Genomic DNA, 14,332 nt, shown 5'->3' with positions numbered 1-14,332 from the left:
GTCCTTCGGGCTCATGCTGTCGCACGATCGGCATCGGCTGGACGTGTGCGAGACGGGGTCGCGGTCGTGGTGGGTCCTGCCGGCCGCACCGCTGACCCGGGCACAGCCCGCCCGTCGGCACACCGTCCACTCTGGGGCATCCCGCCGGAGAGGTCTTTCGCGGCGGCGCACACTTCTTTCCCGTGGACGCACAGTCCGGACGGCCCGGGCGTAACGGCCCGGGCTGGGGCGGCGGCTCCTCGGTGCGGCGGCCCGGACCTCTTGGAGCGCCGCGACGATGGGTCCCGAACGGTCAGGAACGGCGGGACGCCGTCTCGTGGACCGGAGTCGTGCCGACGTTGAGGAGAGTGGGGCGTTCGAATGGGGCGAGAAGGCCACCGGGATGATGTGGCGCATCAAGGAACTCGCCGACCCGTACGGCGTCCTCGCCCCCGACGTCGTCCTCACCCGCGACGACACCATCCATCTCAAGTCCTTCAAGTCGACCCCTGACATCGAGGACGTCGCGACCCACTGCATCGAGTGCGGGTACTGCGAGGCCGTCTGCCCCAGCCGGAACGTCACGACGACGCCCCGCCAGCGCATCGTGCTGCGCAGGGAGATGGCCCGGCAGGCGGAAGGGTCCCCGCTGCTGGCCCAGTTGCAGGCGGAGTACGAGTACGACGCCATCGAGACCTGCGCTGTCGACGGCACCTGCGCGCTCCCGTGCCCCGTCCACATCAACACCGGCGCGCTGAGCAAGGAATTCCGGCGGGACGAATCGACTGAGCAGCGCGATGAGGTCGCGCTGAAGATCGCCCAGCGATGGGCGACCGTGGAGGAGTTCGCCCGTACCGCCATGGGCGCCGCCGACATCGTGCAGCGAACCGTCGGTTCGAAGGCCCTCACGGGCCTCACGGCCGGCGCGCGGCTCGCCATCAGCAACGAACTCATGCCGGCCGTCCCGGGACCGATGCCGCGCGCCGCGGTGGGCAAGCCACCGCCGACATCCCGCCATGGAGCGGCGGCCGTGTACTTCCCGGCCTGCGTCAACCGCATCTTCGGCCGCGACCCCGGAATGCCGCGGCACCCGTCCCTGCAGCACGCACTGGTCGAGGTCTCGGCACGAGCCGGCAAACCGCTGTGGATCCCCGACGACGTGGCCGGCAAGTGCTGCTCGACCCCATGGAGCAGCAAGGGCTACAGCCGCGGACACGCATGGATGGCCGCGACCACCTGCGACGCCCTGTGGTCCTGGAGCGGACACGGCACGCTTCCCGTGGTCATCGACGCCGCCTCGTGCACCAACGGCCTGCTCGACGACGTCAAGAACTACCTCGACGACGAACACCGGGCCCGGCTCGAGCGCATCACCCTTCTCGATGCGATCACCTGGTGCTCCGACCTGCTCCCGCATTTGACCGTCACCGGGCAGGTGGACCGGGTGGCCGTGCACCCCACCTGCTCGACGGCGCACCTGGGCCTGAGCAAGACCCTGGAAGCCATCGCCGGACAACTCGCCGCCGAAGTCCTCGTACCGGTCGGCACCACCTGCTGCGGCACGGCCGGCGACAGAGGACTCCTCCACCCCGAACTCGTCCGATCCGCGACACGGGACGAGAAGGCCGCCCTGGACCGGACCCCCGCCGACGCCTACCTGTCGGCCAACCGCACGTGCGAGATGGGACTGCGGCACGCCACCGGCCGCCCGTACGAATCCTTCGTCTTCCTCCTGGAAGAAATGACCCGCCCCCCAGCCGATGCGCCGAGCGATGGATCCCCTGCGCATGGCGAGCCAGGCGGTGCCGGGCCGGACGACTGATCTTCGGACCCGCCCGCCATCGTGGCCTTTGTCAGGTGCCCGGCGGTGCGGGTCGCGCCAGGTGCCCCTGACCGCAGGTACCGCCCTTCGGCCCGCGAGGCCGGCAGGTCAAGGCGGGCCCCTTGAGCGCGGCGAACCTGGAGCTGCTGCGCCGGGAGATCCAGCAGGTAGCCTGCGGCCGACCGACCTCTGGCCGACACCCCCGGCCGCCTCGAACCCGACGGACGGAGTCGGTACGGATCCGACCGCATGATCAGGTGAGGCCCCTCCAACGCTCCGGAGAGGCCTCATCGATATCCAGAACCACCGGTACACGCCCCGGTCACGGCCTCGAATTCCTGAAGCCGAAAAACTCGGGTGGGCGGTCAGGACCGTCTTCGCCTGCGACTATCTCGCTGATGAGCACCTTCACCGCGAGGTCAACAGCGGACTGCAGGTCGTCGAGGAGTGAAACTCCGCCAACGACAAGATCTTCTACGGCCGCGAGAGCGTCCTCACCGGCGCAGACACGCGAGCACGCCGAGGTCTCCATGCTCACACCCCATCTCCGGCAATCCAGCATGGTCCTGATCAACACCCAGCTTCTCCATGCAGCCTTCCACGACCCGCAGTGGGCCGGGAAGCTCACCACCGCAGACGGGCGCGGGCTGTCCCCGCTGTTCTGGTCCCACACCGACCCGTACGGGAGATGTCACCTCGATATGGACAGCAGGCTCGACATCACCAGAGCGGTAGGTCTACCTCGCATACCTGGATTCCGCTTACTGCCCGTCGCCGTCAGGCATGAAGATCACGATCTACGGCTGGAGTACTAGTGTGGAATGACGAGGTAGCGACTCCGAGTAGGTGCATCAATGAGCATCGGAATGGGAAAGACCGACAGGCTCATCACGGCATTGAAGACCCTCCTGGAAATCTCCGTCACCTCGGGTTCCGAAGGGTGGGGAGAAAGCCGCCGGCATAGTTCGATGGTGGAGCCGTCGCCATCGACTTACCCGCAATCCCAACCACCCGATGGTTTTCGGTCCGAGTACGCGGAAGTGAACGGCTTCCGTATGCACTACATGCAGGGCGGCAAAGGCTCGCCCGTGGTGATGATCCACGGGTTCCCCCAGACATGGGCCGAGTGGCGGCAGCAGATGGGCCCGCTCTCCATGACTCACACCGTGATCGCCGTCGACCTTCGTGGTACTGGCAACTCACAGGTCACGAAGAGTGGTTACCAGGCCGCACAATTGGCTGAGGACGTGCATCAGTTGCTGGAGCAGCTGGGACTCAACAACGGCATCCAGGTGGTCAGCCACGATGTCGGCGTGTGGGTCGCCTACGCCTACGCGGCGCAGTGGCCGTCGGAGGTGCGCCGCATGGCCGTGATGGAAGCCCCCATCGCACCTGGGCCCAACGGCCGCGATCCTTCCCGAGCCGGCACCTCCTAGGTGCGCCGGATGACCAGCACGGCCACGTCATCGAGGTGGTCTACGGCGACCACGGCGTTGAGGATGAGATCTGCCGTCGCCTCGATGTCGAGCCGGTCGTGCAGGGCGCGGCCGGCCAGCGTTCCCGCTCGCTCCAGTCCGGCTTCCAGCGTCAGTCCCGGCCCTTCGACCAGGCCGTCGGTGACCATGACCAGCGCGGTGCCTTCTTCCAAGGTGAAGGTCTCCTCGGGGTAGTCGACATCGGGCAGGACTCCCAGGACGGGTCCTCCGGGAAGTGTGCGGATGCAGTGGCTGCCGTCGTCGCGTGCGTGGAGCAGCGGAACATGGCCTGCGCTGGTGCCGATGACCTGACCGTCACGCGGATCGACGTGCAGCATGGTGCAGCTGGCGAAGCGTGGTGCGCCCATCGTGGTGAGCAACTCGTTGGTGCGTGTCAGCACCGTTCCTGGCTCGGGCTCGTGGGCGGCGATCGCACGCATGGACGAGCGCACCTGTCCCATGAAAACCGCGGCATCGACGTCGTGCCCCTGGGCGTCGCCGATCTCGAGTGCGACCGCACCGTCGGGCAAGAAGAACGCGTCGTACCAGTCTCCGCCGATATCGAGCCCGTCCCGGCTGGGCTGATAGCGGACGGCGACCTCCAGGCCCGGGAGGTGCTCGGGCAGCGTGGGGAGCATGCTCTGCTGGACCGCCGTGGACAGCTCGACGTGGGCCTGCTGCAACCTGATGCGCCTCAGGGCCTGGCCTGCCAGATCGGCCAGAGTGGTCATGAAGGCGAGCTTCTCCAGGGAAGGAGGGCGCTTGCTGTCGTACGTCACTGCCCAGGCCCCGAGTGGTCGGTCGCCCGGTGGGCTGAGGGGGGTGATCGACATGGCGACATCGGGGCCAGGCGGTGCCTGGGCCGTACTTGAATCACTCAGCCAACACCGCGCGAGCTCCTCCCGGCTGGCGATGAATTGCGGCTGACCGGTACGGATCGCACAGGGCAACGGCCGGTCCTCATCCAGCGACAGACCGAGCAGGGCATCGGTCTGCCATGTGGGGATCCCGGCATCCGAGGAGACCCGCAGGCGCCCGTCGTCGACGAGCGCGAAGAGGGCGCCGAAACCGCCGTAAGCCGCGGCGAGCCGAGTCAGGACCACCTGCTGCAACTCCTGCTCGGTGGCGGCAGTGAACAGGGCGGAGGAGAACGCGGCGATCTCATCGGCGCGCCGCCGCTCAGCACTCACCGCAGCCAGCATGTCCTTTCGGTGCGCCTCCACGGTGGACTCGTCGCGGATCACCCCGAAGACCCGTTCGGGACCGCCGTATCCCAGCGTGATCCGGCGGGCTTGGCTGGCCAGCATGCGCCAGCCGTCATGCTCGGTATGGAACCGCGACCTGATCCACGGGGACTGGGCGACGGACGAGCGCACGAGCCGCTGCACGTCCTTTCGGTCATCGGGGTGCACTCGCCGGATCACCATGGGCAGGGACATGGACGCCTGCGGGAAGAGCGTGGCCAGAGCGGGCTCGCCACCCAGCCACTCGATCTGGTGCTCATCGGGTGAACACATGTATAGGCCAAGGCCGGCGGCCTTGGCTGCAAGGTCAAACGGGATCAGCAGGGCGCCCAGGTCATGTCGCGCGTCCAACGAGTGCACCCACACAAGCCGCTTGCCATCTGCGGGGTCCGTCACCGGCCGCGCCTCGACCAGGCAGACCACAGACGCTTCGCCCGTCCCAGGGAATTCCAGCACCCGCATTGCGAGCCGCTTCGTCGTCGCCCCGTGCGCCAGCAGGCTCCGGGCCGAGATCCGCTGATCTTCGGAGAGCAGGTCACTGAAGCCGCGACCCACGCACCGTTCCTCTGGCCTGCCAAGCGCTGAGGCCATTGCGGTGTTGAGGCGGCGGATGACACCGTCCAGGGCCAAAAGAGCCGACGGTGTGGCCCTCTGCAGGAGTTCGTCCGAGGCGTCCATCTGCCGCTCCCTGACCATCATCGAGTGATATCACCCCGATAGGCGTAATAATCCTATCTGTCGCCGCAGGGCAGGTCGCGTCCGCTGGGAGCCGGGCGCGAAGCCGGTCGGTAGCCCAGCCGACAGATGGTCTACCTGTGAGGAGATTGCCGCCGGGGTGGAATTCGTGAACGGCCCTTGGGGCGTCGTCGAGAGCGGCATGACCGCGGTCTGCGTGCCCGCCATGGCCGGCGGCTCGGTAGAGCGGCCTCTGCGTGCCATCGATGGGGTGTCCGGTGCCGCTCCGCGCAGGATCCGGAGGGGTGACCCCTCCTCGGGGTGCAGCCGTCCTTCGCGGGTCGCAGCTGCGCCGACGGGATGCCGACTCGTACTCAGACTGGACTACTTCGTCCACTTCGCTTAGGCTGAATCGCGCTGCGCGACAGCCAGGGTGGGCGGTCTCTACAGCAACTCGTCCAGAGGCTGAACCTCCTCACGGCAGCCGCCGATCGACTTCTGGCAACTTTCCCACTATGGGGCTTTCGCGATGGGCTGGAGGGCTGAGATGTCTGACGGTCTTTTTTCAGACGCGGAATCGTCTGTGGTGGTGAGCGACAACGAGAGGGAGTATCGCTACGAGATCTCCGTAGCGGGTGAGACGGTCGGTCACATGGGCTATCGATCGATCGGCAATCGACGCGTGTTGATGCACACTGTCATCTATCACGCATTCCGCGGGCAAGGTCTCTCCAACGTTCTCATCAAGAGCACCCTGGACTTCTTGCACATCCACGGAAACACCATTTCAAATTATTGTCCAGTCGTCGACAGGTTCATACGCAAGAATCCCGAATACCTCAGCCTGGTCGACGCGAAACATTCGGGCACCTGGGTCTCGCCTTCATCGGGCTGACCAGCCGGCCGGCCGTCAACTGCCCGCCTGCGTGGCAAAGCATCGAGCCGAGGATCCGGCTCAGTCCACGAGGTAGGAGCGGACGTAGCTCAACGCCATCTGCATGGAGACGCGCATCGGCTCGACGTCCTGGGCGGTCTGGGCCAGCAAATAGCCACCCTGCAAGGCGGCCATGACAGCGGTGGCGAGCTGCTCCGGGTCTGCTTCTTGGCGGAGCGAGCCGTTTTCCTGCATGCGCTTCAAGCCTGCCGAGATGAGCTGCTGCCAGTCAGCGAACGTCTCGGCAAGCTTGCTCCTCGACGTCGGGTCCTGCGCCGCCCGCGCGCTGACGAGCGAGCCCAACGCGCACCCGTAGGCACCGTTCTGCAAAGAGTTGAGATGGATGACCTTGTCGCTCCATCGCTCCAGGGCGCGAAGGGAATTCATCCGCTCCAGCATTTGGCGATCACGGTTCAGGACTTGACCGGCCCGCAGTTCGATGACGCTGTGGACAAGCTGGTCTTTGTCCGCGAAGTGGCGATACAGCTGAGATTTGCTCGTCCCGCTCGTCGCTCGTACGTCGTCGAGTGAGACCGCGTTGACGCCCCTCACGTAGAAAAGGTCGGCAGCGGCCTGAATGATGCGGTCACGGGTGACAGCCCCACGCGAGGTCAGGCGCCGCTCTTGCCTAGGAGCATCATCTACGGACATGTGCCCGATATTACTACGAGCGATCACCGGGTCCGCGGAAGAGTCTGAGAGTGCTGCCGACCCACGCTGGGGGGTACCGGTCGGCTGCTCCGTGCCCACCGGGGCGTCGAGCGCATGAGGTGCGGCCTTCGCAGGTGCGCGTGACTTTCGTGACTTGCCTGTCACATGGACCACCTCTGCCTCTCACTGGATGCGAACCGTGGGAACGCTCGAATGTGGGCCTCACTTCCCCTCGCGATGACTTCTGGGCAGCAGCCCGCGCCGGCACGCATCAGGTTCCCGTGAGCGCGGTCAGAACCCCGACGATGGCGACATTCGCAGGCACGTCACTAGATGGACTGCATGGTCCTCTCGCTTGCGTCATAAGGGAAGAGGGCGGTGGGCTCCACGTCTTATGGAGCTGATAACCGGCGATTATCGGTGGCGTTCCGGGCGGAGTGGCAACTCTGGTTGCAGTGGTCGAGGGGCTGCGCAGTCCAACCGGCGGCTGTTGCTCCGCACCAACACGACTCTGTTCCGTGGTCGATGGTAGCGCTGTGTGATCACTGGCGAAGGGTGCGGATGCGGAGCAGGGCGGACCCGGCTCGACATGGAAGGCCGCCGCACGCCCCTCGCCGGCATTCTCCGCTCGGAGGCCAGCCGATACGCACGATCGCTCCCGCAGGCACCACCTGAAAGAGGAGCATCACTGATGCGCGCAGCACTCATGCACGGCGCTGGCGACCCCAGCACCGGCCTCGACGGCGTCCCGACCGGCTACCAGGGCATGGCGGACCGCAGGAGCCTGAAGGTGCTCATCAAACCCTGACCCCGGACACGCGTGGGGTATGGCGCAGTCCCCGTCCCACCTGCTGCGAGTCGAGCAGCGCAAGATTCCGCGTCGGCCCCGGTGACCAGCCGCCCGCTCATCGCCGCCAGGGCGCTTTGGTGGCCGGCCGCGGAGACCGGTGACGCGTAGAGGCGATCCGTCGGCTGCCAGCGGCACCGTCCGTATGGGCGGCGGGTCGGTCCCCAGGGCTGTCCTTCGTCGCCATCGTCCCGGAGACCCGGCTGCAGGCGTCAGCGGGGCTGACCCGGTCTCCTTGGAACGGGACCATCTCGACCAGTCATCGACTTGAGCATGCTGTTAGAGTTCAGATCGGACCAATGTTGTGGACCTTTTAGTTCACTTTCCTTTGTGGATGGGCGTGCGTGGCGCGCGGACGGCGACGGGATGCAGGGAGTACCCGATGAAGGCGATTGTGGTGACCGATCAGGCCGCGGGTGGGACGGCCGGAATGAGGCTGGTGGAGCGCCCCACGCCCGAGGCGGCAGGGAACGATGTGCTTGTTGAGGTTCATGCGTCCGGATTCACCCCAGGGGAGCTGACGTGGCCTTCGAACTGGACGGACCGCCTGGGCCGCGACCGCACACCATCGATCCCCGGTCATGAGCTCGCCGGAGTGGTCAGTGCCCTCGGCTATGGCACGACGGGGCTGTCCGTGGGACAGCGAGTCTTCGGCCTCACGGACTGGACCCGCGACGGCACGCTGGCGGAGTATGCGGCCGTCGAAGCACGTAACCTCGCGCCGCTGCCCGGCGATGTTGGCTTCACGGTGGGCGCGAGCCTGCCGATCTCGGGCCTGACGGCGTGGCAGGGCCTGTTCGAGCTTGGGCGTCTTCAGCCGGGGCAGAGCGTCCTCGTGCACGGTGCGGCCGGCGGAGTCGGATCGATGGTCACGCAACTAGCGCGCGAGGCGGGTGCTTACGTCATCGGCACCGGACGTGCCGCCGATCGTCAGACGGTGCTCGACTTCGGCGCGACGGAGTTCGTCGACCTGGACAACGACACACTCGAAGACGTCGGCGCAGTTGATCTGGTCTTCGACGTCATCGGTGGCGACGTAGGGAAGCGATCCGCGAGCCTGGTTCGAGCCGGAGGAACGCTGGTGACCATCGCCGGCCCGCCGGAGGCGCGACCTGCGGACGGCCTGGCCATCGACTTCGTTGTCGAGCCTGATCGCCTCCAGCTGCGTGAGGTGGTCCAGCGGGTGCGGGACGGACGGCTGCGTACGGTCATCAGCAACGTCGCGACCCTCGATGATGCCGTCGCGGCCTTCAATCCGACCGAGCGGGTCAGGGGAAAGACCATCATCCGCGTCCGCTGAAGGCTCATCAACCCTCCAAGAGGACGATCTAGTCCATTAGGTGATCGACAGGCCCCGTCATCCAGGCGGAGCCAGCACAGATACAGGAACAGCGATGGCCAAGGTGCTGTGGACTGACGTGAGCGGCTCGATCCGAGTCCTCAAGGACGAAGACAACAGGTTCTACGAGGTTCAAGAGAACGGCAACTATGCAGGGCTGCTCGCCTACGAGCGCAAGGGCGGCCAGTACAGCCTGACGCACACGTACGTCCAGGAGGGTTACCGCGGCCGCGGCCTGGGGACCGCGTTGATCCACGAGGCGCTGTCCGACCTGGTGAGGGAACACGCGGCAGTCACCAACCGGTGCCCCGTCGTGGATCGCTTCATCGAGAAGCACCCGCAGTTCCGCGAGATCCTCGATCCCGGGTCGCAGGCCGTCGACGATGCCCGCAACTGAGGCGCCCGCCCGCGGCGGAACGAGATGCGGCGGCGCAAGCCTGGCTGCCGAGCAGGCGGTGACGTCGGCGAGCGGTGGGCCGAGGGAGGCCGCCGGCAAGCCGGTGTCGGTGAGGAAGTCACCCATGGCCGGCAAGGCAGGAGATGGGACCGGGTGCCGCATGGCTTCGATGGCCGGCGCCAGCGGTACGCCCCGGACTGCGCCCTCACGCGTCGCCATCGATTCCACATCTCTCAGAAGGGGCAGAGAATGGCGATCACCAGCGGAGCCATAGCGCGTGTTCGCATGATCCAGGCCGCTGCAGACCTCTTTTACGTCAAGGGTGTCCACTCGGTGACCCTGGATGACGTGCGAGCGGTGAGCAGGACCAGCAAGTCCCAGTTCTACCGTCATTTTCCGGACAAGGACGAGCTTGTACGCAGTGTGATCGAGTTGCGTGCCCAGCAGATCCTCGATCGCGACCGACAGCACTTGGCACGGATGAGCTCCTTCCAGGCCCTGGAACACTGGAACGAATCGATCATCCGCCTCAACTCTCTCCAGGACGGAGCCTACGGGTGCGCTCTGGGTGCACTCGTCGGATCCCGCGCGCCTCACGATCCCGCGGCCCGACACCTGCTCGCTGAGAAGTTCGGCGAATGGCAGGAGCTGATCACGGCAGGCCTGCGCCGGATGCAGGAGAACGGCTCGCTCAAGGAGGAGGCCGATCCTGAAAAGCTCGCTGTGTCCGTGATGGCCGCACTGCAGGGAAGCTACTTGCTCGCCCAGATGACACGCGACGTCGAACCGATGCGCATCGCCATGGATATGGCGCTAGCCCACGTGAAGACGTACACCGTGGGCTGACACGCGGTGCACGAGGCAGTACGAGAGCTGCTCGGCCTGGACGTGCGGGCTTGCTGCCCGTGCACGCCACAGGTCGTGACCAGTACGGACGGCACACGCGCCGTCCGGTCCTCCCCCCCTCTCTCCGCAAGAAGGCCTTGCGGTTTCTCGCAACATGGACTGATTACTCCCTTGGGGTGGAGTGCAAAACGAGCAGTGCCGCCACAACCGGGGGGCGGCGCCGACCGGGCAACCACCCGGCAGACCGCAAAGGAGCGATGACATGAGCGACAACGAAGAGCCCTACGACATGGTCGTTTTCGGGGCCGGCAGCGCCGGGTATGCAGCCGCATTGCGCGGAGCCCAACTCGGGCTCAGCGTCGCCCTGGTCGAACGCCACAAGCTCGGGGGCACATGCCTCCACAACGGCTGCATCCCGACCAAAGCCATGCTGCACGCGGCAGAACTGGCCGATCAGGCCCGCCGGGCGCGCGACGTGGGGGTGCGCTCGTCCTTTCAAGGCATCGACATGGACGCCCTGCACGCCTACAAGAACAGCGTCGTCTCAAGCCTCTGCAATGGGCTCACCGGTCTTGTCGACGCACGCGGCATCACCTATGTGGAAGGAGAGGGCCGACTGTCATCGGCGACCTCCGTCGATGTCGGAGGCCGCCGACTCACGGGCCGCCACGTCGTACTCGCCACCGGGTCCGTTCCAAGAACCCTGCCCGGACTGGAGATCGACGGACGGCGAGTGATCTCGTCGGACCACGCTCTCACCCTCGACCACGTCCCCAAGTCCGTGATCGTGCTCGGCGGCGGAGTGATCGGCGTCGAGTTCGCCTCCGCGTGGTCGTCGTTCGGAGCCCAGGTCACCGTTGTCGAGGCCCTGCCACACCTCGTCCCGACGGAGGACGAGACCGTCTCCAGCCGGTTGGAGACGGAGTTCCTCAAGCGGGGTATCTCCCTCCACATCGGTGTCCCCTTCGTCGGCAGCGAGTACACACGGGACGGCATCCGCGTCCGTCTGGCGGACGGCAAAGCGCTGGAAGCCGACCTCCTGCTCGTGGCCGTCGGACGAGGCCCTGTTTCCCAAGGCCTGGGTTTCGAGGAGGCCGGCGTCGTCATGGACAAGGGGCACGTGCTGGTTGACGAGTACATGCGCACCAGCGTCCCCACCATCTCCGCCATCGGAGACCTGGTCCCCACCCCGCAGCTTGCACACGTCGGCTTCGCTGAGGGCATCCTCGTCGCCGAACGAGTGGCCAAGAAGGCTGCTGTGCCGATCGACTACGACGGCGTCCCGCGCGTCACGTTCTCCCGCCCTGAGATCGCGTCGGTCGGCCTGACGGAGGCCAAGGCCAAGCAGGCGTACGGGGCCGAGAACGTCGACTTCGTCGTCTACGACCTCGCGACCAACGCCCGTAGCCGCACGTTGAGAACGGAAGGGCACGTCAAGGTGGTCCGGAGGAAGGGCGGGGCAGTCGTCGGTGTGCACATGATCGGCGACCGGATCAGTGAGCAGATCGGGGAAGCCCAGCTCATCTACAACTGGGAAGCGCGTCCTCAGGACGTCGCCGGCCTCGTCCACGCCTACCCGACACAGGGTGAGGCGCTCGGTGAGGCGGCTCTCGCGCTCACAGGCAAACCGCTGCACTCGCACGTCTGACCCTGCGAAAGTGCTGCCCGGCGACCGCGATGCGCAACAGTCGTGGTCCCAGTACTGCACAGGGTCCGGGCCGACCGCAGGCCGCCAGACCGTGCCGTCCACGGTCGCCACCTCTACGAAGAGCTACATGGTCCATACTCCACGACGCTGCTCTCGGGCGAGATGCCTCTGAGCTGCATATTTCTTGGTCCGTGATCGGCAATCCTAGAACTAAGAGGACTTGACAGTCCCGTTTCGTCTTTGCGAAGCTTGAGGAAAGTGCAAGGCCCGGGCGCCGAAGGGGCCGCGGCGCGCGAGAGGCGTCTGTCTCCGCATCCGGACCGCGACGGCTGCATTCCATGGCGAACGCGAGGCATTCCCCTTTGCGGTGGTCTCCCTGACGGCCTCGTTCGCCGCGTCGACCAGCACGTGATCGACAGACCGCAACCGTGCGCGCCGGCACGGCGTACACGGCACCGAAACAACAGCCCACCTGCAGCGACGCCGCAACACGCAGGGAAGGAACAAGAAAGTGAACGACACCAACACCAAGCAGTCCATCGAAGATCTTGCGATCCTCGAGCAGCTCAACAACGACTACGTCCACTCCGACCAGTTCAACGACGTCCAGCGTTTCAGCGAGCTGCTCGCCGAGGACTTCGTCGTGCAGACTCCGGGTGTCACGCGCAACCGTGCCGAGTTCCTCGAATACATCGCCGAGCCGCGGCCCTTCAAGGATCTCGCTGTGCACGACGTCAAGGTCCGCATCCTCAGTGACGTTGCCCTGGTCCACGGCCGCGCCACCTACACCATGCTCGCCGACGGAGCGGCTCAGGAAGCCCTGTACACGGACACGTACCAGAAGCGTGAGGGTGGCTGGGTCTGCGTCTCGGCCTGTGCGATCGCCCCGGGCACCTGACCCGACCACCCGGTCGAGGCTGCTGGTCGCGCTCCAGGTGGGGGCCATGCGCGCAGGCACGTCACGACACGGCAATGGGCCGAGACGACGCGACCTCACTCCAGCGCTCACGCACGTCGGCACAGGTTGCGAACACCACCAGTGGAATCGGCGCCGGTGTGGCCGCCAACGCAGGCCACGCCGACGCTGTCCGTGTGCGAACAGTCCACGACCCCGTCATCCTCTCCCGCACACCCGGCCGCAGCAGACGAATAGCGCCCGAGGACTTCGGTCGGGTCGGGACCCGACTCACCGACTCATGGAAAGGCACTGCTCGATGCAGGACGTGGCACCAGTGATCAACCTGACCCGCCGGGGCAGATCGCTCCACCTGGCTTTCTCCTCTGCAGTGGTCTCCCTGGTGGCCTCGTTTGCCGCGTCGGCCGCACCGATCCCCTTGTTCAACACCTACCGGGCCGAGGACGGGTTCACCAACGCCGGCATCTCACTGGCCGTCGTCAGCAACTCCGTCGGCACCATCGCCGGACTGCTGGTGCTGGGACGACTGTCCGGTCATCTGGGCCGACGGCCCACCGCGATCGCCAGTCTCGGCCTGCTCCTGCTGGGCTGTCTGCTCCTGCTGAACGTGCACGACATCGTGACCCTGCTGTCCGGCCGGCTCCTGATGGGTGTGGGTACAGGGGTGGCCAGTAGCAGCCTCACCTCCTACATCGTCGACGCCGCACCCACCAGACCGGAATGGTTGGCCTCCGTCGCCTCCAGCCAGGGGCCCATGCTCGGCCTCACCCTCGGCGCCATCGCTTCCGGCGCCCTGGTCCAGTTCGGCCCCTGGCCACGCCACCTCATCTACCTGGTCTGCGCCGGATTCCTCGTACTGTCTGCCGCACTCATCGTCATCAGTCCGGAAACCGCGAAGCCGACGCCGGGCGCTCGGCAATCACTGCTACCCCGGGTCCGCATACCGGTCCGAGTCAGGCATCTGCTGCCTGTCGCCGCCGCGGTGTTCCTCGCGACCTGGGCGACCGGGGCCTTCTACCAGGCCTTCGTGCCCGCACTGGTCGCAGATCAGTTCCACACCCACAGCCCGCTCATCCTCGGCCTGTTGTTCGCCTTTTACATGGCCCCCAGCGTTCTCGGCGCTCCCATCGGCGGCCGGTTCACCTCCGCGGCGGCCCAGCGAATCGGCATGGTCATCTTCCTGGCCGGATGGATCGGCATCATCACAGCGATCGCCGTAGGCACACTGGCGTTGTTCATCGCCGCGACCATCATCGCCGGCACCGGTCAAGGCATCGCCATCAGCTCCGCCACCCGCGGCCTGCTGCACGGCAGCACCCTCGCCGACCGGGCACCGATCTTCAGCGCCATCTACCTCCTCTGCTACAGCGGAGCCGCCTTCCCCAGCCTCATCTCCGGCCAGCTCTCGAACGCCTTCTCACTACCGCAGATCGCCCTCGGATACGCCGTACTCGCCATCGTCGCCACCTTCTTCAGCGTCCTCGCTGCACGCGACCCGCACACCGACATGACCGGGATCAGCCGTCGTGGTGGGTGATCACGACGAACCTCGCCGCCAT

13 protein-coding genes are annotated in these 14,332 nt (G+C 66.4%); 10 read left to right on the top strand and 3 right to left on the bottom strand.

Features of this window, described 5'->3' with window-relative positions:
* Positions 1–316: 316 nt before the first annotated feature.
* Complete coding sequence (locus tag PV341_RS01955) at positions 317–1,801, top strand: (Fe-S)-binding protein (protein WP_500356495.1); 1,485 nt, start codon at positions 317–319, stop codon at positions 1,799–1,801.
* 322 nt (positions 1,802–2,123) lie between these two features.
* Here the strand turns inward: PV341_RS01955 and PV341_RS01950 are convergent, their stop codons facing one another.
* On the bottom strand, positions 2,124–2,339 hold the full coding sequence (locus PV341_RS01950; RefSeq protein ID WP_500356494.1) for a hypothetical protein: 216 nt from the start codon (positions 2,337–2,339) through the stop codon (positions 2,124–2,126).
* Here PV341_RS01950 and PV341_RS01945 point away from each other — a divergent pair.
* Both PV341_RS01945 and PV341_RS01940 read left to right on the top strand, forming a co-directional pair.
* Positions 2,332–2,616, top strand: a complete 285-nt coding sequence (locus tag PV341_RS01945) for a Tn3 family transposase (RefSeq protein ID WP_500356492.1) — start codon at positions 2,332–2,334, stop codon at positions 2,614–2,616. The genes PV341_RS01950 and PV341_RS01945 overlap by 8 nt on opposite strands.
* A gap of 39 nt (positions 2,617–2,655) precedes the next feature.
* The gene (locus PV341_RS01940; protein WP_500356491.1) at positions 2,656–3,237 is read left to right on the top strand and encodes an alpha/beta fold hydrolase; all 582 of its coding nucleotides are present in this window, start codon (positions 2,656–2,658) and stop codon (positions 3,235–3,237) included.
* On the opposite strand, the gene PV341_RS01935 is transcribed toward PV341_RS01940, so the two are convergent.
* Positions 3,234–5,198, bottom strand: a complete 1,965-nt coding sequence (locus PV341_RS01935) for a SpoIIE family protein phosphatase (RefSeq protein WP_500356490.1) — start codon at positions 5,196–5,198, stop codon at positions 3,234–3,236. The genes PV341_RS01940 and PV341_RS01935 overlap by 4 nt on opposite strands.
* Positions 5,199–5,784: 586 nt before the next feature.
* Between PV341_RS01935 and PV341_RS01930 the strand changes: the two genes are divergently transcribed.
* Positions 5,785–6,090, top strand: coding sequence for a GNAT family N-acetyltransferase (locus PV341_RS01930; protein ID WP_500356488.1), 306 nt, complete (start codon positions 5,785–5,787; stop codon positions 6,088–6,090).
* Positions 6,091–6,150: 60 nt separating this feature from the next.
* On the opposite strand, the gene PV341_RS01925 is transcribed toward PV341_RS01930, so the two are convergent.
* A complete protein-coding gene (locus PV341_RS01925; RefSeq protein ID WP_500326192.1) occupies positions 6,151–6,780 on the bottom strand; it encodes a TetR/AcrR family transcriptional regulator in 630 nt (209 codons plus the stop codon).
* Between the two features lie 1,229 nt (positions 6,781–8,009).
* Between PV341_RS01925 and PV341_RS01920 the strand changes: the two genes are divergently transcribed.
* From PV341_RS01920 to PV341_RS01895, 6 genes are all read left to right on the top strand, one after another.
* Positions 8,010–8,927 (top strand): NADP-dependent oxidoreductase, encoded by a 918-nt coding sequence (locus PV341_RS01920; RefSeq protein WP_500326190.1) that lies wholly within the window; start codon positions 8,010–8,012, stop codon positions 8,925–8,927.
* Between the two features lie 94 nt (positions 8,928–9,021).
* Positions 9,022–9,363, top strand: coding sequence for a GNAT family N-acetyltransferase (locus PV341_RS01915; protein WP_500356486.1), 342 nt, complete (start codon positions 9,022–9,024; stop codon positions 9,361–9,363).
* 249 nt (positions 9,364–9,612) lie between these two features.
* Positions 9,613–10,209, top strand: a complete 597-nt coding sequence (locus PV341_RS01910) for a TetR/AcrR family transcriptional regulator (RefSeq protein ID WP_500356485.1) — start codon at positions 9,613–9,615, stop codon at positions 10,207–10,209.
* 262 nt (positions 10,210–10,471) lie between these two features.
* Positions 10,472–11,857, top strand: coding sequence for a dihydrolipoyl dehydrogenase (gene lpdA / locus PV341_RS01905; protein WP_500356484.1), 1,386 nt, complete (start codon positions 10,472–10,474; stop codon positions 11,855–11,857).
* Between the two features lie 511 nt (positions 11,858–12,368).
* Entirely contained in the window at positions 12,369–12,755 is a 387-nt protein-coding gene (locus tag PV341_RS01900) for a nuclear transport factor 2 family protein (protein WP_500326184.1), read from the top strand.
* 316 nt (positions 12,756–13,071) lie between these two features.
* The gene (locus tag PV341_RS01895) at positions 13,072–14,310 is read left to right on the top strand and encodes an MFS transporter (RefSeq protein ID WP_500326182.1); all 1,239 of its coding nucleotides are present in this window, start codon (positions 13,072–13,074) and stop codon (positions 14,308–14,310) included.
* The last annotated feature ends 22 nt before the right edge of the window (positions 14,311–14,332 follow it).

Source organism: Streptomyces sp. PA03-1a, assembly GCF_033792805.1.
GTDB lineage: Bacteria > Actinomycetota > Actinomycetes > Streptomycetales > Streptomycetaceae > Actinacidiphila.
The sequence above is the reverse complement of the archived record's forward strand: the minus strand, read 5'-3'. Positions and strand labels throughout refer to the sequence as shown.